This window comes from Marinomonas rhodophyticola (assembly GCF_026113935.1).
GTDB classification, from domain to species: Bacteria; Pseudomonadota; Gammaproteobacteria; order Pseudomonadales; family Marinomonadaceae; genus Marinomonas; species Marinomonas rhodophyticola.
In genome coordinates this window covers 330,549-349,082 of the sequence record NZ_JAPEUL010000007.1, presented here as the reverse complement: position 1 = coordinate 349,082, position 18,534 = coordinate 330,549, and the positions used below count along the sequence as shown (strand labels likewise).

The 18,534-nt window shown below is 45.7% G+C and carries 18 protein-coding genes; 6 read left to right on the top strand and 12 right to left on the bottom strand.

Going from position 1 to position 18,534, the window contains the following annotated elements:
• Window positions 1–79: 79 nt before the first annotated feature.
• The gene (locus ONZ52_RS10130) at window positions 80–1,417 is read right to left on the bottom strand and encodes a glutamine synthetase family protein (protein ID WP_265218483.1); all 1,338 of its coding nucleotides are present in this window, start codon (window positions 1,415–1,417) and stop codon (window positions 80–82) included.
• Between the two features lie 202 nt (window positions 1,418–1,619).
• Here ONZ52_RS10130 and ONZ52_RS10125 point away from each other — a divergent pair, with 202 nt between their 5' ends.
• Window positions 1,620–2,933 carry an NAD(P)/FAD-dependent oxidoreductase gene (locus ONZ52_RS10125; protein WP_265218482.1) on the top strand — a complete coding sequence of 438 codons (1,314 nt, stop codon included), beginning with the start codon at window positions 1,620–1,622 and terminating at the stop codon, window positions 2,931–2,933.
• On the opposite strand, the gene ONZ52_RS10120 is transcribed toward ONZ52_RS10125, so the two are convergent.
• From ONZ52_RS10120 to ONZ52_RS10085, 9 genes are all read right to left on the bottom strand, one after another.
• Window positions 2,915–3,619, bottom strand: coding sequence for a glutamine amidotransferase-related protein (locus ONZ52_RS10120; RefSeq protein ID WP_265218481.1), 705 nt, complete (start codon window positions 3,617–3,619; stop codon window positions 2,915–2,917). The genes ONZ52_RS10125 and ONZ52_RS10120 overlap by 19 nt on opposite strands.
• 43 nt (window positions 3,620–3,662) lie before the next feature.
• Window positions 3,663–4,481 (bottom strand): ABC transporter permease subunit, encoded by an 819-nt coding sequence (locus ONZ52_RS10115; RefSeq protein ID WP_265218480.1) that lies wholly within the window; start codon window positions 4,479–4,481, stop codon window positions 3,663–3,665.
• A complete protein-coding gene (locus ONZ52_RS10110) occupies window positions 4,478–5,413 on the bottom strand; it encodes an ABC transporter permease subunit (protein ID WP_346433234.1) in 936 nt (311 codons plus the stop codon). The genes ONZ52_RS10115 and ONZ52_RS10110 overlap by 4 nt, the downstream gene beginning before the upstream one ends.
• Complete coding sequence (locus ONZ52_RS10105) at window positions 5,410–6,564, bottom strand: ABC transporter ATP-binding protein (protein WP_265218479.1); 1,155 nt, start codon at window positions 6,562–6,564, stop codon at window positions 5,410–5,412. Before ONZ52_RS10105 ends, ONZ52_RS10110 begins: the two co-directional genes overlap by 4 nt.
• 64 nt (window positions 6,565–6,628) lie before the next feature.
• On the bottom strand, window positions 6,629–7,714 hold the full coding sequence (locus ONZ52_RS10100) for a polyamine ABC transporter substrate-binding protein (RefSeq protein ID WP_265218478.1): 1,086 nt from the start codon (window positions 7,712–7,714) through the stop codon (window positions 6,629–6,631).
• Between the two features lie 53 nt (window positions 7,715–7,767).
• Window positions 7,768–8,118, bottom strand: a complete 351-nt coding sequence (locus ONZ52_RS24690) for a type I glutamate--ammonia ligase (RefSeq protein WP_321160298.1) — start codon at window positions 8,116–8,118, stop codon at window positions 7,768–7,770.
• Window positions 8,119–8,134: 16 nt separating this feature from the next.
• The gene (locus ONZ52_RS10095; protein ID WP_321160297.1) at window positions 8,135–9,103 is read right to left on the bottom strand and encodes a glutamine synthetase family protein; all 969 of its coding nucleotides are present in this window, start codon (window positions 9,101–9,103) and stop codon (window positions 8,135–8,137) included.
• A gap of 71 nt (window positions 9,104–9,174) precedes the next feature.
• Window positions 9,175–10,458, bottom strand: a complete 1,284-nt coding sequence (locus ONZ52_RS10090) for an NAD(P)/FAD-dependent oxidoreductase (protein ID WP_265218477.1) — start codon at window positions 10,456–10,458, stop codon at window positions 9,175–9,177.
• A gap of 22 nt (window positions 10,459–10,480) precedes the next feature.
• Window positions 10,481–11,968 carry an aldehyde dehydrogenase gene (locus ONZ52_RS10085; protein WP_265218476.1) on the bottom strand — a complete coding sequence of 496 codons (1,488 nt, stop codon included), beginning with the start codon at window positions 11,966–11,968 and terminating at the stop codon, window positions 10,481–10,483.
• 370 nt (window positions 11,969–12,338) lie between these two features.
• On the opposite strand from ONZ52_RS10085, the gene ONZ52_RS10080 reads away from it, so the two are divergent.
• Window positions 12,339–13,622, top strand: coding sequence for an MFS transporter (locus ONZ52_RS10080; protein ID WP_265218475.1), 1,284 nt, complete (start codon window positions 12,339–12,341; stop codon window positions 13,620–13,622).
• Window positions 13,623–13,659: 37 nt separating this feature from the next.
• Here ONZ52_RS10080 and ONZ52_RS10075 read toward each other — a convergent pair whose 3' ends face one another.
• Window positions 13,660–14,268 carry a LysE/ArgO family amino acid transporter gene (locus ONZ52_RS10075; RefSeq protein WP_265218474.1) on the bottom strand — a complete coding sequence of 203 codons (609 nt, stop codon included), beginning with the start codon at window positions 14,266–14,268 and terminating at the stop codon, window positions 13,660–13,662.
• Between the two features lie 99 nt (window positions 14,269–14,367).
• Between ONZ52_RS10075 and ONZ52_RS10070 the strand changes: the two genes are divergently transcribed.
• The 4 genes from ONZ52_RS10070 to ONZ52_RS10055 all read left to right on the top strand — a co-directional run bounded on the left by ONZ52_RS10070 (window position 14,368) and on the right by ONZ52_RS10055 (window position 17,581).
• Window positions 14,368–14,964, top strand: coding sequence for an ArgP/LysG family DNA-binding transcriptional regulator (locus ONZ52_RS10070; RefSeq protein ID WP_265218473.1), 597 nt, complete (start codon window positions 14,368–14,370; stop codon window positions 14,962–14,964).
• Complete coding sequence (locus tag ONZ52_RS10065; protein ID WP_265218472.1) at window positions 14,954–15,247, top strand: ArgP/LysG family DNA-binding transcriptional regulator; 294 nt, start codon at window positions 14,954–14,956, stop codon at window positions 15,245–15,247. The genes ONZ52_RS10070 and ONZ52_RS10065 overlap by 11 nt, the downstream gene beginning before the upstream one ends.
• A 100-nt stretch (window positions 15,248–15,347) precedes the next feature.
• Window positions 15,348–16,184 carry a UTP--glucose-1-phosphate uridylyltransferase GalU gene (galU, locus tag ONZ52_RS10060; protein WP_265218471.1) on the top strand — a complete coding sequence of 279 codons (837 nt, stop codon included), beginning with the start codon at window positions 15,348–15,350 and terminating at the stop codon, window positions 16,182–16,184.
• Window positions 16,185–16,582: 398 nt separating this feature from the next.
• Window positions 16,583–17,581, top strand: coding sequence for an IS110 family RNA-guided transposase (locus ONZ52_RS10055; RefSeq protein ID WP_265218470.1), 999 nt, complete (start codon window positions 16,583–16,585; stop codon window positions 17,579–17,581).
• A 24-nt stretch (window positions 17,582–17,605) separates the two neighbouring features.
• On the opposite strand, the gene ONZ52_RS10050 is transcribed toward ONZ52_RS10055, so the two are convergent.
• Entirely contained in the window at window positions 17,606–18,319 is a 714-nt protein-coding gene (locus tag ONZ52_RS10050) for an ABC transporter permease subunit (protein ID WP_265218469.1), read from the bottom strand.
• Window positions 18,320–18,534 lie beyond the last annotated feature (215 nt).

The window sequence follows — 18,534 nt, the reverse complement described above, 5'->3', positions numbered from 1 at the left end:
TGGAATACAAATAACACGCGAAATAAAAAGGCCAGATGTTCAACATCTGGCCTTTTTATTTCAATCACCATTCAAATCATCAGACGTTCAGCAGAAGATGTTCCCGTTCCCAAGAGCTGATCACTCGGTTGAAGGTTTCAAACTCACTGCGTTTGACTCCCATGAAGGCTTTGACAAAATGCTCGCCCATAATGTCACAAAGTGGTTGGCATTCCTCAAGTAAGCGCAAACCTTCCTCCAATGTTCGTGCAATCTCAACTTCTTCCGAAGGCGGTGTTTTACCTTCTACCGGTTCAGTTGGCTGTAATTGCTGTTTAATACCAAGATAACCACAAGCCAAGGTTGCCGCAATCGCCAAGTAAGGATTGCAATCGGCGCCAGGAAAACGGTTTTCAATGCGCGTACCTTCCGGTGCAGAAAACGGAATTCGCAGCCCAGCAGTACGATTATCAACCCCCCATTGCATGTTAATCGGCGCCGCCATTTCAGGGGAAAAACGACGATAAGAATTCACATTAGGAGCAAAAAAACTAATCGCATTCGGGGTGTATTTTTGCAGCCCCCCTAAATAGTTATAAAACAATTCGCTTGGGCTGCCGTTGTTATCAAACAAATTTTTGCCCGTCTTGCTGTCGACCAGACTTTGATGAATATGCATGGCACTGCCCGGCTCGTGTTGCATAGGTTTGGCCATAAAAGTTGCGTACATGCCGTGCTTCATCGCAGCTTCTCGTAACGTACGCTTAAAGACAAACACCTGGTCAGCCAAATCCAATGGGTCACCATGAATAAAGTTGATCTCCATCTGCGCGGCACCTGACTCATGAATCAGCGTATCCACATCCAAACCCTGAGCTTCACAATAACTGTAAAGCGTATCAATAACAGGATTAAACTCGTTCACGGCGTCGATACTATAAGAGCGACGTGAGGTTTCTCGTTTGCCTGAACGTCCTACAGCAGGCTTTAATTCGTAATCTGGATCGGTATTGGGATCGATCAAATAAAACTCCACCTCAGGGGCAATAACCGGTGTGATCCCCTCTTTTGCGTACAAAGCCAGAATGTTGCGCAAAATGGTACGACTCGACAAAGGGTGCAACTGACCGCTTTTATCATAACAGTCATTAATAATCTGCGCTGTCGGTTCATCTGCCCAAGGCACTAAACGGAAAGTATTTGGGTCCGGATGTAGCTCCATATCTCGGTCACTGGCGTCCACCAGCTCATAATGGTTATCCGCCCAATCCCCCGTCACACTTTGCACGAGTATGGTTTCTGGGATACGTCCAAATAATTCTGCTAAAAACTTATACGTTGGATAAAACTTACCACGGGCGTTACCGGTCATGTCCGCCAACGTCGATTCGATTTCAGTAATAGAATGTTCTTTCAAAAAAGCTTCAAACTCTGTCATAACTCACCTTATGCTACCTGCCTTTTTAGGATACGGAGCCAAAATATTACGTATTGCGATCTTACTCTATTGCTCTATCATTCACACTAAACTGGCACTATTTTGTTAACAGACTAAAACACTCACACAAAATAGTCATACCAAAACAACGCATTAACTTAACAAGCCTTTATTGCTGTTTGTTTTCATAGGGTCTCAACGTTTGAACACACACGAAGCAACCTACTACGCGGCGAGCGCCAATCAACAGACAGATTACCCCACTTTACACGGCGAGCAAGAGGCGGATATTTGCATTATCGGTGGTGGTTTCACGGGGGTATCTGCGGCGTTACACCTTGCCGAAGCTGGCTTTAATGTCAGCCTAGTCGAAGCCAACAAAATCGGCTGGGGCGCGTCAGGTCGCAATGGTGGGCAACTGTGTCAAGGCCATAACATGAGCCACGAGACCATGGTCAAGCACGTTGGCAAACAGATAGCCGATCAGCTTTGGCAAAGCTCTGTCGATTCCGTCGCCCTAGTCAAAGACCTGATCAAACGTCATAACATAGAATGTGATTTAAGCGATGGCGTTTTACACGTCGCCAGCAAACGCCGCCACGCTGAAGACTTTAAAAGCGAAGTTGAATACAAACATACACAATTAGCTTACCAAGACGTGGACTATCTCAACGCGCCAGAAGTATCGGCATTGCTTGGCACTGAACACTTTTATGGCGGTGAACTCTATCGAGACGGCGCGCACCTCCACCCACTTAATTTTGTCTTAGGGATGGCCAAGGCGGCCACACAACATGGCGCCACGCTTTATGAAAACACCGCAGTCCTGTCCTATCAAACAGGAGAAAGACCCGAAGTGGTGACCGAACAAGGTAAAATACGCTGCCGCTACTTACTCTTCGCCTGCAACGGCTATTTAGGCAAACTCAATCACTCAGCCGCGAAAAAAATCATGCCGATTAACAATTTCATCATAGCGACCGAGCCGTTGAGCGATGACATTGCCAATCGCATCAATCCAGAACGTTTGGCTGTCGCGAATTCTCAATTTGTGGTGGATTATTTTAGACTATCAGCCGACAACCGTTTACTGTGGGGTGGCGGTGAGAATTATCGTCAACGCTTTCCAAACGACATTGCTGGCTTCGTCAAAAAGCACATGCTTAATGTGTATCCTGAATTGGTGAATCATACTATTGATTATGCTTGGGGAGGCACTTTAGCCATCACACTCAATCGTATGCCACACATCGCTAGACAAGAAGCCAATGTGTTTGTCGCTCAAGGCTATTCTGGACATGGAGTGGCGCTTGCCACCTATGCAGGCGCGCTGTTTGCTAAAGCCGTACAGGGTTCATTAGAAGGCATAGACGCGTTTGAGCGCCTGCCGATGAAAAATTTCCTGGCGGCACTCTATTGCGTTGGCCAGGACTGGTCGCTGGCATGCTGTATTATTCGACGCTGGACAAACTCCTTGAAACGGGAGTCGTCTTCACTCTACTGCTTTAAAAACTGACCAATCCAGGTCATTAATTGTGACGATTGAATATCCCTGCTGACAAGAGACTCACGGGCAAGCAATGCTTGCTCGTGCGTTAACTGCTGACCATCGTATAAATCAATCAGGGCTTTTTCATACACCTTAGAAAATTCGGGATGGCCCTGGAACGTCAAAATATGCTGATCATATAGCAGGCCTGCGTTTTCACAAAAATCAGAACGCAAAATGACCCGCGCTCGCGCAGGCTTTTCCACCACCTGATCTTGATGAAACGCGCACAAAGCCAATTCTTCTGCCTCAGGCAACACAGGTAAAGGCTCACAGACAGTATAGTGATGCACACCCACTCCCCAACCGCCTTGATACTTCTCAACACGACCACCCAATGCCCGAGCAATAACTTGATGACCAAAGCAAATACCCACTAGAGGTCGCTGCAACTGATCAATGTCTTGGATAAGATCACATAAACGCAGAATCCAAGGGTCATCTGCGTACGCATCGGCTTTAGACCCGGTAATCAGCCAAGCATCACATTCTTGTGCACCGTGAGGAAAGACACCTAGGCGCACATCGTAAGTGACAAAGTCGAAATCCCTTTGCTTTTTCCCGATCTGCTCAGCAAACATATTCGCATAAGAGGGAAATTCACCCAATAAAGAATCTGGGGTGATACCTGCCGCAAGAATACCTATTTTCATTTATTTGTCCTTAAACAACGATTTCTCAATACAAAGCTGCATACTACTTATTGACCTCGTTATAACGACTCTGTCTGTGCAAAATCACTATCGCAGCAATCACCGCGATCGACACAGCGACAATCATTAATGTTGCCAATGCGTTCACCTCGGGTGTCACACCTAGACGTACTTTTGAAAAAATCACCATCGGCAAGGTACTGTTACCCGGACCCGACACAAAGCTGGCAATGACCAGATCATCCAGTGACAGGGTAAAAGACAGCAACCAACCAGAAATTATCGCTGGCGCAATCAAAGGCAACGTGATCAGGAAAAACAACGATGTCGGTTTCGCTCCTAAATCCATGGCCGCTTCTTCTAGGGTTTCATCTAACGTTGCCAGGCGAGATTGCACCACCACGGCCACATAGGCCAAACAAAAAGTCGTGTGAGCAATCACTATGGTCATGACGCCACGTCCTGCAGGCCAACCAAACATGTTTTCCAATGATACAAACAACAGCAACAGAGACAAACCTGTAATGACTTCAGGCATCACCAGAGGCGCAGTCACCCAACCCGTTAGCATGGCTTTACCAACAAACTTGCGCATTCGACTCAAAACAAAGCCCGCTAAAGTACCCAATACAGACGCCAGTGTGGCACTGATAAAGGCAATTTTTAAACTGGCCCACGCCGCGCTCATGATCTGTTCATTACGAAACAGCTCCACGTACCACTTTAATGACCATCCACCCCAAACTGTCACCAATTTAGACTCATTAAAGCTGTACACAATCAAGGCAATAATTGGCGCATACAAAAACACAAAGCCCGCACCAGACATGACTTTCAAGGTCAAAGAATTGCCCTGTTTCATTCGGCCTCCTTATTGCTATTACGAATAAACATAATCGGTCCCACCAAGACAATCAGCATCATCACGGCAACAGCCGACGCCATAGGCCAATCACGATTTTGGAAGAATTCATCCCATAACACACGGCCAATCATCAGGGTATCTGACCCGCCCAACAAAGCAGGAATCACATATTCACCAACCGCAGGAATAAACACCAGTAAACAACCCGCAATAATCCCCGTCTTCGCCAACGGCAAAGTGACCAAGAAAAAGGATTGGTACGGTTTCGCCCCCAAATCCTGAGCCGCATCGATTAGATTCAGGTCCATCTTTTCTAACGAGGTATAAAGAGGCAAAATCATAAAAGGCAAATAGGTATAGACAATACCCAAATACACCGCAAAATCGGTCTGCAATATTTGCAAAGGTTGATCAATGATACCTATCACCATCAAGACATCATTCACCAAGCCATCTTTTCTAAGCAGTACCATCCAAGCATAAACACGCAATAAGAAGGACGTCCAAAACGGCAAAATGACCAGAGCCAGTAATGTAATCCGCATCGTGGGGCCGCTACGCGCAATCAAATAGGCAATCGGAAAACCAATCAACAAAGCAAAAAACGTCGAGATGGCGGCAATTTTTAACGAACTTAAATACGCATCTAAATAGAAACGCGACTCGAATAGGTACAGATAATTACCAAAATTAATCTTAAAAGTAAGATACGCACTGCTCGAGTCCCATTGTAATAACGGCGAATACGGTGGAATGGCAATGACCGCTTCTGCGAGTGATATTTTAAATACCACCAAGAAGGGGATAAAGAAAAACGCCGCCAACCACAACATAGGAACCAAAATAACCGCCGCACGTCCGAGGCGAAGCTCAGACAAGCGCCAAGTCAAACGGTGTTTTTTCTTGTCTATTGTTGTCTCACTCATCATGACATCAATACCACGCAGCTATCTGGGTCCCAGGAAAGATACACATTGTCTTCCCAAGTTAAACGGCTACCCATCTCACGAGAAACGTTAGGCTGAGTGATACGCAGTTCTTTACCAGAAGCAAGACGCACCTTGAAAACAGATTGGCTTCCCATGTAGGCCACATCAGAAATAATGCCTGTCGCACCGTTTAACTCGATGTCCATTGGCTCACGACTAATATGAATTTTTTCTGGCCGGATCGCCACACTGACCTCTTGATTGGGCGCACAGCTAATACCGTGATCCACTTGCAACAAGGCGTCTAAATCTGGACTTTGAATCGACACACTGTCTCGCTCATCTTCCACGACAACGCCGTCAAAAAGATTCACATTACCGATAAATTCCGCAACAAAACGACTCTTAGGGTATTCATAGACTTCATGAGGCTCAGCGGTCTGAACTATTTCGCCATTGTTCATGACACCAATACGCGTTGCCAAGGTCATCGCTTCTTCTTGGTCATGGGTCACCACCACAAAGGTAATGCCTAATTCATCTTGTAAACGCATCAATTCGAACTGCGTTTCTTCTCGCAACTTCTTATCCAGCGCGCCCAACGGTTCATCCAATAGCAACAACTTTGGGCGTTTTACCAAGGCTCGAGCCAAAGCCACACGTTGACGCTGACCACCGGACAACATATGAGGTTTGCGCTTGGCCAAATGGCCTAGTTGTACCATCTCCAAAATTTCGCCCACCCGTCTATTCACTTCTGGGCTTTTTATACCCTCACGTTTTAAGCCAAATGCCACATTGGCTTCGACCGATAGATGCGGAAACAAGGCATAAGACTGGAACATCATATTGACTGGACGCTCCCAAGGTGGAATGCCCGTCATATCGACGCCGTCGATTAAAATACGGCCCGATGTTGGCTCTTCAAACCCAGCCAGCATACGCAATAAGGTACTTTTCCCTGAACCAGAACCGCCCAATAAGCAAAATAGCTCATTTCGATAAATATCCAAAGACACAGAATTCACCGCGGTAAACTGACCAAATTGTTTGGTAATTTGTTCAATTTGCACAAAAGGTTTTGCGTCTTGTTGACGCCACGTCGGCACAGATTTCGTCTGTACAACAGAGGGATTGGGAAAAGCAGACATAACCTACGACCTATCAAAATGAGCGAAAAAATAGCGGAGCCAGAAAGCTCCGCCGATATGTCGATTAACGACCTGTTTTAATGTTAGTCCATGCACGCGTTAAAGAACGATCAAAACGCGCTGTATGAGCCACTTGCACATAAAGCTTATCCTTCACCGCTTGGGTAGGATAGATGCCCTTATTTGATAGAATCGCTTCATCTAACAGTGGCTCAGCGGCTTTATTTGGCACGGCATAATACACATAGTTAGAGATAGACGCAGCTACTTCAGGGCGTAAAATATAATCAATAAACGCCAACGCGGCTTCTGGGTGTGGAGCATCTGCTGGCACAGCCATCAAATCAAACCATACCAAGGTTCCTTCTTTCGGGATCGAATAATTGATCTCGATACCTTGACCGGCTTCTTCTGCACGCCCTTGTGATTGCAGAATGTCACCGTTGTAACCTACCGCCACACAGATTTCGCCGTTGGCTAAATCGGAAATATAGGTACTAGAGTGGAAGTATTTGATGTTTTGGCGCGCTTCAGACATTAATTTCGCAGACGCCGTTAATTCATCCCCATCCTCTGAGTTAGGATCCACACCACGGTAATTATGCACAATAGACATAATTTCGGCCGGCGAATCCAATACAGCAATACCACAATCTTTCAGCTTTGCCGCAATAGCTGGGTTAAACAGTACATCCCAAGAATCCAACTCCGTGGTGCCTAATCGCTCTTCAATCATTTTCGTATTGTAGCCAATACCAATGGTTCCCCATGCGTAAGGAATATTGTGCTGATTACCCGCATCATGTTTTTCGATTTGCTTAAGTAAAGTCTCATCTAGGTTGCCCACATTACTCAACTTACTCTTGTCTATCGTCTGGTAAACACCTGCTTTCACTTGGCGCTCAAAAAAAGAATTCGATGGCATTACCACATCGTAACCAGAACCACCTGCCATCATTTTGGCTTCTAATGCTTCGTTACTATCATACACATCATAATTCACCTTAATGCCGGTCTCGGCAGTGAATTGCTCTAACGTACCTGGCGCCATGTAATCAGACCAGTTGTATATATTAACCACCTGCTCTGCAGAAACCGTTGCAGAACCAGCTGCGCATGCGAGCATTAAACCAAGTGTCTTCTTTTTCATTGAGGGATCTCCCAATCAGCTAATAAAATTGGCCGAAGCCTATTACAACCTTTTTATAGATATGCTTCGTATTCCACATCAGAAATACGTCCATAAATTTTTTCCTGCTCTTGTTCCTTTACCGCAGTAAACACTCTGACAAAGGTTTCTCCAAGATACTCCCGCATAAATGCGCTGTCCTGAAAGGCTTCCGTTGCCATTTCCCAACGATTAGGAAGTGCTTCATAACGCTCAGAGAGCGAATAAGCGTCTCCCTCTATCGGCTGAGGTGGCAGCATCTTGGTCTCAATACCATGTAATGCTGCTCCCAATATCGCCGCGAGCACAAGATACGGATTCGCATCCGCTCCAGCCACTCGATGCTCAATACGGCGAGCTTCGCATTCACTGTCTGGAATGCGCACCGCCACCGTCCTATTTTCATAACCCCAACTGGCGAAAGTTGGCGCATGGACCCCCATTCTGAAAACGACGATAAGAATTCATATGTGGTGCAAATATCAGCATGGACTCAGACATATGGTTCAATAAACCTGCGACCGCATAGCGCATCATCAACGAACCGTCTTCATCACCACTATCAAATACGTTATTACCGGCCTCATCCAATAAACTAAAGTGGACATGCATCCCACTGCCGCTCTTATTGGCATAAGGCTTTGCCATAAAAGTCGCCCCTAAATCGTTGCGTCTGGCTACGCCTTTAATCAGGCGTTTAAAGAGTATCGCATGATCGGCGGATAATACTGCGTCATTGGTGTGTTGCATATTAATTTCGAACTGTCCAGGCCCTAATTCAGACACAATGGTATCAGCAGGAATATCTTGGGCCTCACACGCCTCACGCACCTCGGTAAAAAAACCTTCTAAGCCATCCATTTCATCAATGGAATAACAGTCAATTTCACTCAAACGACGACCATTACCCTCGTTGATAATGAGACCCTCTGGGCGACGTTTAAATTCTGACTCGCCATCCAGCAAATAAAACTCCAACTCAGTCGCTACAACAGGCGTTAACCCTAGTGCTTTATAGCGCTCAACGATACGCAACAATGTCTGACGCGGATCAGGATAAAAAGGCGAACCGTCCATATTGTGCATCATCGCCAATACTTGTCCACGGGGCGACTCAGCCCAAGGCACAGATGTTGGCTCATCGTATACTGGTAAACAAATACCATCCGTATCGCCTGTTTCAAAAACCAAACCATTACCTAAAACATCGTCTCCCCAATTGTCAAAACCGATCACCGATTGAGGCAATTTAACACCTTGGGTCATGACACTTTCAAGCCCACTTGCCGGGATTCGTTTACCTCGAAGATTGCCGTTTAAATCTGCAATAAATAAATCAAACTCTTTATTCCCTTCATACATTTCCGACATACAACATACTCTTCTAAAAAATACGCTTTAAATAACGGGAGAATTCAAAAAAACCAGTTGCTGAAAAAATGTTAGATACCTAATTTGTCTCTCAGGCTGTAATACATGGCCCCCATGGCGGTATAAGGGACGCGTAAAAAACGCCCCCCTGGGAAAGGGTATTGTGGCATGCTGGCAAACACATCAAAACGTGATGTATCGCCTTCTATCGCATCCGCCAGAATTTCCCCCATCAAATGCGAGTTCGTTACCCCATGGCCAGAGTAACCTTGAGCGTAATAAAGATTGTCGCCAATCAGCCCAACTTGTGGCATACGCATCATGGTCAACAAAAAATTCCCCGTCCAAGCAAACTCAATTTTCACATCCTTGAGCATGGGATAAGTTTTGAGCATTTTACGACCGATAATGGCTTCTATTTTTGCAGGTTCACGGGCACCATAGGTCGTGCCACCACCATAAATCAAACGTCCATCTGCGGACAAACGGTAATAATCCAATAAATAATTACCATCTTCGACACAGTGATCTGTCGGTAAAAGTTGTTTTTGTAATGCCTCAGAGAGCGGTTCCGTCGCAATCACTTGAGTACCACAAGGCATGGCTTTCTTCTCCACGTCAGGAAGCAAACCAAACACATAGGCATTACCCGCTACCACAAGCGTATTGGCGATAACGACACCGTCTGCGGTAATGGCTTTAATCGGCTTTCCGTGCTCAATTCGAACCACCTTCGAATCTTCATAAATAACACCACCTAACGATTCAAACGCTTTCGCTTGTCCTAGCACCAAATTCAACGGCTGAATATGACCACCGTGTTTGTCCAACAGACCACCAACATAACGTTCTGAACCGATGTGGTCTTGAATGCCTGTTGCCGATAATAACGTCAATCCCTCATGGCCATTCGCTTCCCACAGTGCTTTTTTAGCTTTTAGCGCCTCAAATTGCTTAGCGTTGCAGGCCGCGAAGATATTGCCAGGCTTGAGGTCACAATCGATACCGTATCGCTCAACACGCTGACGAATCAAAGCTTGCCCAGAAAACGCCATCGCAGCCATTTTTTGACCAATATCCTCACCATAATGCTGAGTGATGTAATCGATATCACGGTTAAAGCTATTCACAATTTGACCGCCATTGCGGCCCGAAGCGCCAAAACCGATACGGCTACCTTCCAAAACCACCACCTTTTTACCTTTTTCGGCGAGGCTCAAAGCCGTGGAAATACCGGTAAATCCAGCACCGATAACACACACATCAAAACGTTGCTCACCACTCAGTTTCGGGCGCAGCACTTTATCGTTGGCAGAATCAGCGTAATACGAGTTCACATGAGTAGGCGCGGACATAAATGAAGTACTCCTTTAAACATCAAAGACGAATCCAAGTATTCTTAATCTCGGTATATTTCTCTAACGCATGCCACGATTTATCTCGGCCATTTCCAGAGGCTTTGACACCACCAAAAGGCACCGTTGTATCGCCATCGCCCCAAGTATTGACCCACACCATACCAGCTTCTAAGCGTCTACTCACACGATGCGCCCGCGATAAGTCATTCGTCCAAAGAGCTGCCCCCAAGCCATATTTAGAATCATTCGCTAATGCAATGGCTTCTTCTTCTGTATCAAAGCTCATTACAGCAAGGACTGGGCCAAAAATTTCCTCTTGCACAAAGCGCATCTGGTGATTCGCCTGTGAAAAAATCGTTGGTGGCATAAAGAACCCTTGGCCAGTTTGATATTCAGGCACACCGCCTAATTCAAGCTTAGCCCCCTCGTCTATCGCACTCTGAATAAACTGAGACACGGTTTCAAATTGGTTTTTGTCTACCAACGGCCCCATTTTGGTGCTCGGATTTAATGGATCTCCAGGCACATACTCACGGGCCGCATTCAAAAGCTCTGCCATAAAAACGTCTTTAATACGGCTATGAACATACAAACGCGAACAGGCGATACACACTTCGCCCTGATTGGTAAAAATGGCCGTGGCTGCGCCTTTTGCAGCGGCTTTAATGTCATTACAGTCATCAAACACCAAACAGGGGGATTTCCCTCCTGCCTCCAACCAAACACGTTTCATATTCGATTGACCCGCGTACTGCATTAACATGCCCGCCACACGACTAGAACCGGTAAACGCTAAAGTGCCTACTCCATGATGCAACGCCAGTGCCTTACCTGCGGTATGTCCAAAACCGGGTAACACATTAAACACCCCATCAGGTACACCAGCCTGCGTGGCTAACTGCGCAATTCTTAATGCACTTAATGGCGACTTCTCAGACGGCTTTAAAATAATACTGTTACCCGCCGCCAACGCTGGTGCAATTTTCCACATCACCATCATTAGAGGATAGTTCCAAGGCGTAATAATCGCCACAACCCCCAATGGCTCACGACTGATGAGTGCAAGATTTTGTGAATTCGTGGGGGCAATTTCACCGTACAATTTATCAATGCACTCGGCAGACCAACGTAAACAGTCTAACGAATCAGGCACATCAATATTCACCATCTCACTGATGGACTTTCCCATATCTAGAGTATCTATCAGCGCCAATTCATCTTGATGATGCTCAAGCAAATCTGCCCATTTTTGCAACACTCGCTTGCGCTTTCCTGGTGCCATATCAGACCACACACCAGATCGAAAACTGGCTTGCGCTGCCGTCACAGCTAAATCGACATCTGCGCTATCGCAACTGGCTACTTGAGCCAATAAAGACTCATCGGTCGGATTAATGCAATCAAAAGTCTCGCCACTCTGCGCGGCCACAAACGCCCCATTGATATACGCTTGATTCGGCAAAACAAGGTTTGATCGTAACGCTTGCCATTCTTGATAGGTTTTCATAATTCAGATCCTCTCATAAACGGGGAATAAACCGCTCTATAAACTAAGTCGTACTCACAAAATGAAAAGTAATAGTTACTTATTATGTTATCGCTGAAACCTGCTCGCATGGCAACCTGTATGACGAATACTTAATTGTCATAAAATTATCCTATAGTAAATATATTGGCATAAAAATTGATCTCCATAATTCCAATAACACAAATGCCATAATACGTTCTGAAAATGCTCGCTTTCTTTGCTATCTTTTACTAGGGACATTATTGATTGCATTCAAAGATTCTCTTGGTATAGTCGGCGCAAATAATGATCACCCCCGATTATTAAGATATTTTTATTAAAAACACGCTCAGCTCAATAAGGACACTGCATGTTAAAGCAAACCCTGTTTCCGATCTGGAGCCTGCTCTTCGGTATTGCCATTTTGACCATGGCGAGCGCCTTGCAAAGCTCATTGATTGGTATTCGGGCCTCTATCGAATCCTTTAATACCTCGGCAACGGGGTTAATCATGTCGGCTTATTATCTAGGTTTCATTATCGGTTCGTTGTTGGTGCCGAATTGGATCAAGAATGTTGGTCACATCCGTGTGTTTGCTGCGGTTGCCTCTTTGGCATCCATTACCATTTTAATGCAGTCAGTCATTGTCAATCCTTGGTTCTGGATGTTGATGCGGATGTGTACTGGCTTGTGTTATGCCGCGCTGTTTATCGTAACGGAAAGCTGGTTAAACGACATTGCGACCAATAAAACCCGTGGTCGTTTGTTTTCGATTTATATTATTGAGCTATGGGCGAGCCAGACACTTGGACAAGTGTTGCTTAACTTGGCCTCACCAAGCGGCTATGGCTTATTTATTTTATCATCGGTATTAATTTCATTGGCCTTGGTGCCTTTGCTATTAGTACGCACACCGTCTCCGACGATTAGCATCCCTGAAAAACTCAATATTATGGGGTTAATCAAAACGGCGCCCTTGGGGGTGACGGGGGTAACCATTGCAGGGGTGACTTCTGGCGCGTTGCTAGGCTTAGGGGCGCTTTACGCTAAGACGAGCGGTATGAATGTGGGGCAAATATCCCTGTTCATTGGTGCCAGTTATGTTGGGGGGATGCTCTTACAATGGCCTATTGGGCGATTATCTGACCGCCAAGATCGACGTGTAACGATTCTTTGGGTGGCCATTGTTGGTGCGATTGCGGCGTTTATTGTGCCACTTGGCAGCACACTCAACAGTCAGGTCGTCATGATGGTAGGGATGTTTTTCATTGGGGCTTTCACTTTTCCCATGTATTCCTTGGCCTCATCGCACATTAACGATCAGCTGCGACCAGAACAAATCTTGTCAGCCAGTAGCGGCATTATCCTACTAAACGGTGTTGGCGGTATGACAGGGCCATTGCTGGCGGCCATATTTATGGATTGGGTTCGTCTTGATGCTTTGTTCTGGTTTGTTGCCGCAATGAACCTAAGTGTTGCATTGGTGGCCTTGTATCGAATCAACTACCAACCTGCCATGAACATCGAAGAGCAAGGGGATCAAATCCCTGTCGCCTTGACCGTGTCTTCTGTGGCAACCGCGGAAATGCTTGCCGAAGCCGATTCTTCATCGAACCATGAAGAGAAAAGCCACGAAGTGGAAATCAAACTGTAGCGACTTGATACTTTTATCATACGCAACCCTTGTTCAACTAGGACAAGGGTTGTGTGGCTATTTTTAATGCGATACTCCAAATTAAAATCGCATTAACGCGGTTAAACCAGCGCCAGAATGACGCTTTCTCGAGCCACTTAGCGCAAAGCTTGCCAACAAAGGCCAGAGATAGAAACCACAATACGGACGCCACTATCCCACCCAATACGAACTCCCATTTTTCCCCTTGCCATTGATTTGCCAAGCTGCCCATTAAGATCATGGTGTCTAAATAAAAATGCGGATTCAGCCAAGTGACAGCAAAGCCCATCATCACCAAAGGCCATAACGCGAGACGCATACTGTACTGTTTCAGAATCAAATGTTCCTCTTGGAAAGAAGCACGCCATTTCCCCAAGGCAAACCACACCAGGAATGCCACGCCAGCCCAACGAGATACCGTTAAAAGCCAATCGTGACTTTGCAAAATCAAGCCCAAGCCAAACGCACCAAGGGCAATGGAAATGGCGTCACTTACGATAAACAACAGCGCAATCGGAAACGCATAATGCCGCTTCAATGCTTGCTCTAATAAAAAACTATTCTGCGCGCCTACCGCGACGATCAAGCCGCCACCGGTAATTGCCCCACTCAAAAATGCTAACATCGCGTTACCCTACTGCCTGTACTCTCGATAGCGCTTGATATTAAACATGACAAAGACTAAATTAAAATTAATTAAACTTAAATTACATTAGTAAAATTAATGTTGGATTATAAAGCACTCTCCAGCCTTCACGCTGTCCTAAAGTTTCAAAGCTTTGATAAAGCCGCTGAATACCTTCACCTTACTCAGTCCGCGGTGTCTCAGAACATCAAACGTTTGGAGCAAGAATGCGGACGGCCACTATTAATTCGTGCCAGACCTGTGGTTGCCACGCCGCTTGGTGAACAGCTGCTGGCGCATTTCAACAAAGTCACCATGCTCGAAGAAGGCTTGCAAGAAGCCATTCAAGGTCAACAGGCCACACAACCTATCAATATCGCGGTAAACAATGATGTACTCGCAACCTGGTTTACAGACGTTGTCTGCCAATTCTCGGCATCAGATAAAACCAAACTGCACATCAAAGCCGCCGATCAAGCTAAAACTCGCGCTCTCTTACAAACCGGCGAAGTGGTCGCCTGCGTCAGTCAAATCGGCACACCAGTCGCAGGTGGGGATTCTATTTTTCTTGGCAATATGTATTATGAGCTGGTCGCCACACCAAGCTTCATTGAAGAGCATTTAAAAGGTGACCTTAGCGCTACAGCGGTTCTAAAATCTCCCTCTCTGATTTATGACGAATACGATGAACTCTGAGACTCGATATCAAAACGAATGCTTGAACGTAGCAACAGACATTAGCCACAGCCATTGGTACCCGTCTTCCCATGGCTTTGTTGAATTGGTTATGAGTGGCACAGTCTGTGCTTTAGTACCTAGTATTCAAATTAAACAGAAAATAAAAAGCAAGAAACTGGTATCCTTGCTGCCAAACAAGCGACTGGCCTTGCCACTTTACTGGCATTGGTACAAACTTAATTCACCTGTATTAGATCGGTTAACCAAGGTGATACGAGCTGTCACGCGAGATGCTCTATAATGCAGGAATGCAGGCATCTATCGAAACAGGCTGGCATGCATTACTTCTGGACAGCCATTTTTTGGGCCGCCATTTTACAACAACATTTTAAGGAAAAATTATGATTCGCAAATGTCTATTCCCTGTCGCTGGCTATGGCACTCGCTTTTTGCCTGCCACCAAATCCATGCCAAAAGAAATGCTTCCGATTGTGAACAAACCCTTGGTTCAATACGGCGTAGAAGAAGCAGTCAAAGCAGGTTTGGACAACGTCACCTTTGTAACAGGTCGTGGTAAACGTGCCATTGCGGACCATTTCGACATCAGCTATGAGCTTGAGCACCAAATTGCAGGCACCAGCAAAGAAAAATATTTGGATGAGATTCGTTACCTGATCGATAACGTCAACTTCTCTTTTACTCGTCAAAACAACATGTTAGGTCTAGGCCATGCCATCCTTACCGGCGAACCACTGATCGGTGACGAAGCCTTTGGCGTCGTGTTAGCAGACGACCTTTGTTTCGGCGAAGACGATGGCGTCATGGCACAAATGGTTAAACTTTATAACCAATTCCGTTGCACCATCGTTGCCATCGAAGAAGTCCCTGAAGACGAAGTACACAAGTACGGCGTAATCCAAGGTGAATCTATGATGGAAGGCTTATATCGCGTTACTGACATGGTGGAAAAACCCGCCAAAGAAGACGCCCCATCGAATCTTGCCATTATCGGCCGCTACATTCTTACCCCCGATATTTTCGACAAAATTCGTAACACACCACCAGGTCGTAACGGCGAAGTACAAATCACTGACGCCATACTACAACAGGCAAAAGAAGGCTGTGTATTAGCTTATAAATTCAAAGGCAAACGTTTTGACTGCGGTAGTGTAGACGGCTTTGTTGAAGCCACTAACTACTGCTACCAAAACATCTACAAAGACCCGACCGCTGTGTAATGTCACTCACAACACGCTTTGCACCAAAATAAAGCAGAAATAAAAAACCAGTGTTGTCGGGCTAAAGCCACGACCTACAAGATCAAACTGTAGGTCGTGCATTTATGCCGACAAAAGCTCATCACAACACATGACGTCTTGTCGGGCTAAAGCCACGACCTTGTATGATGAATTTAATGGTTATTGAGGTGTATTATTTAACCATTATCGGGAGGCCGCGGCGACCTTGAGGCAGTGTACTGACCTCGCGTGTAGAGTGGCTCCCGCCTCATTTACTCATCTCGAAGAGTATCAAGAAGCACACTTAAGTGACTTCGCGTTACAAGGTTGAGCGGTAAAAAAGTGCGAGGTCGGGAACCGATAATTATTATCCAACCAAATTAGCGAGTACGCAAATTATGAGCACATTTGTAGGTATTGATATCGCAGCAAAAACCGTTGACCTTGTCATACGCCATGACAATAAAAATAGTCTAGTAAAAACCTTTGAGCAGACGCCAAATGGGCGAACAGAAATACTTACTCTCCTGCAACAACATGCGCCGCAATCTGTCGTTATGGAAGCCACTGGAATCTATTATTTGGATTTAGCTGTCGCGCTTCATGATGCCGACATACCTATCAGTGTGATTAACCCTAAAAGCTTTAACCACTTCGCTCAAATAAAACTAGAACACAGCAAAACTGATAATATTGATGCTGGCTTACTGGCTGAATATGCACAACGAATGGCACCTGAAAAGTGGACGCCTCCCCAGAAAAATAAATTAAAAATACGAGATATATCAAGGCAGATCAATCGTTTAACAGATGATTGCACCAAAGCGAAGAACCGCTTACATGCTATGAAATCTTATGAAGACACCTCTGATCTAGTCATCCATGATGAGCAAGATGGCATTGCGTACCTAGAAAGTCGTATTCAACGCTTGCGAATGGCAGCCCTAGAAATGATTAAAAGCGATACTGAAATAGCACAGCAATTTAATAATATTCTAGCGGCTAAGGGCATTGGAGAAGTCTCTGCTATTGCGATGCTAGGAGAGCTGATTATTTTACCTGAAACACTTAAGGCCAATCAGGTTAGTCGCTATGCAGGTTTGGATGTCCGACTTAACCAATCTGGTAGCAGTCTCAACCGTCCAGGTAGACTCAGTAAGGCTGGAAATGCTTATTTGCGTAGCGCGCTCTTTATGCCTGCCATGTCGGCTGTACGTCATGACCCAAATGTAAAAGCGTTTTACGAGGCATTAGTCGCACGAGGTAAGAAAAAGATACAAGCCATGTGCGCAGTTATGCGTAAAATGTTAACAGGGATATGGGCGTGTTTAAAATTAAACACACCCTATGACTCCTCAAAATTATTCAGTGATGAGCATAAAAAAGCTTGCGCTTAAACAGAGTATCTACAAAACCAAACCCTAGGCTGCTGAGCGTTTTTTCACCCACATCACAATGCCTTTTTGCAGCAAGATAAAGAACAGTAACAAACCACCCACCGCCAGTTTTGTCCACCAGCTGTTTAGCGAGCCATCAAAAGTAATTAGCGTCTGAATAATGCCTTGAATCATGCCGCCTAAAAACGTACCAAACACATAACCCACACCACCCGTTAACAAGGTTCCACCAATCACCACCGCCGCGATCGCATCCAGCTCCACCCCAACCGCCGCTAACGGGTACGCAGAACCGGTGTAAATCGCAAAAATCACCCCAGACATAGCACTGTAAAAACCACTTAGGGCGTAGATCTTAATAATGGTCTTTTTTACTGGCACCCCCAACAAAGCCGCCGAATGGCTGTCTCCGCCCAAGGCATAAACACTCATACCAAAACGCGTGCGACGGGCAATGAGGATACCGATGACCAATAACACCAACATAGCCATAGCGATAAAAGTCAGTCCACCCCGCCCTGGCAAGGGTAAATAGACATCAGACAACCCCGTAATAAACGGATGACTGATGGGCACCGCATCTAGGTTAATCAAATACGCCAAACCACGAAATAAAAACATCCCCGCCAAGGTCACGATAAAGGCTTGAATCTCGAAAAACGCAATAATGATCCCCATCAGCGTACCAAACGCCACACCAACCAATAATGCGATGGCGATGGCAAATAAAGGATGCATACCAGCCGTGGAAATAAGATACGCCATCAATACGCCCACAAACGCAATCATTGAGCTCCACGGACAAATCAATGCCCCCAGAGAGAATGACAAAGGTCATGCCAATGGCGGTAATGATCAAAAACGCGTTATCCGTCAGTAGATTGGAAAACACCAAGGTGTCACGAAACCCCTTGTATTCATACACGCCATAACCATACAACAGAATGAACACC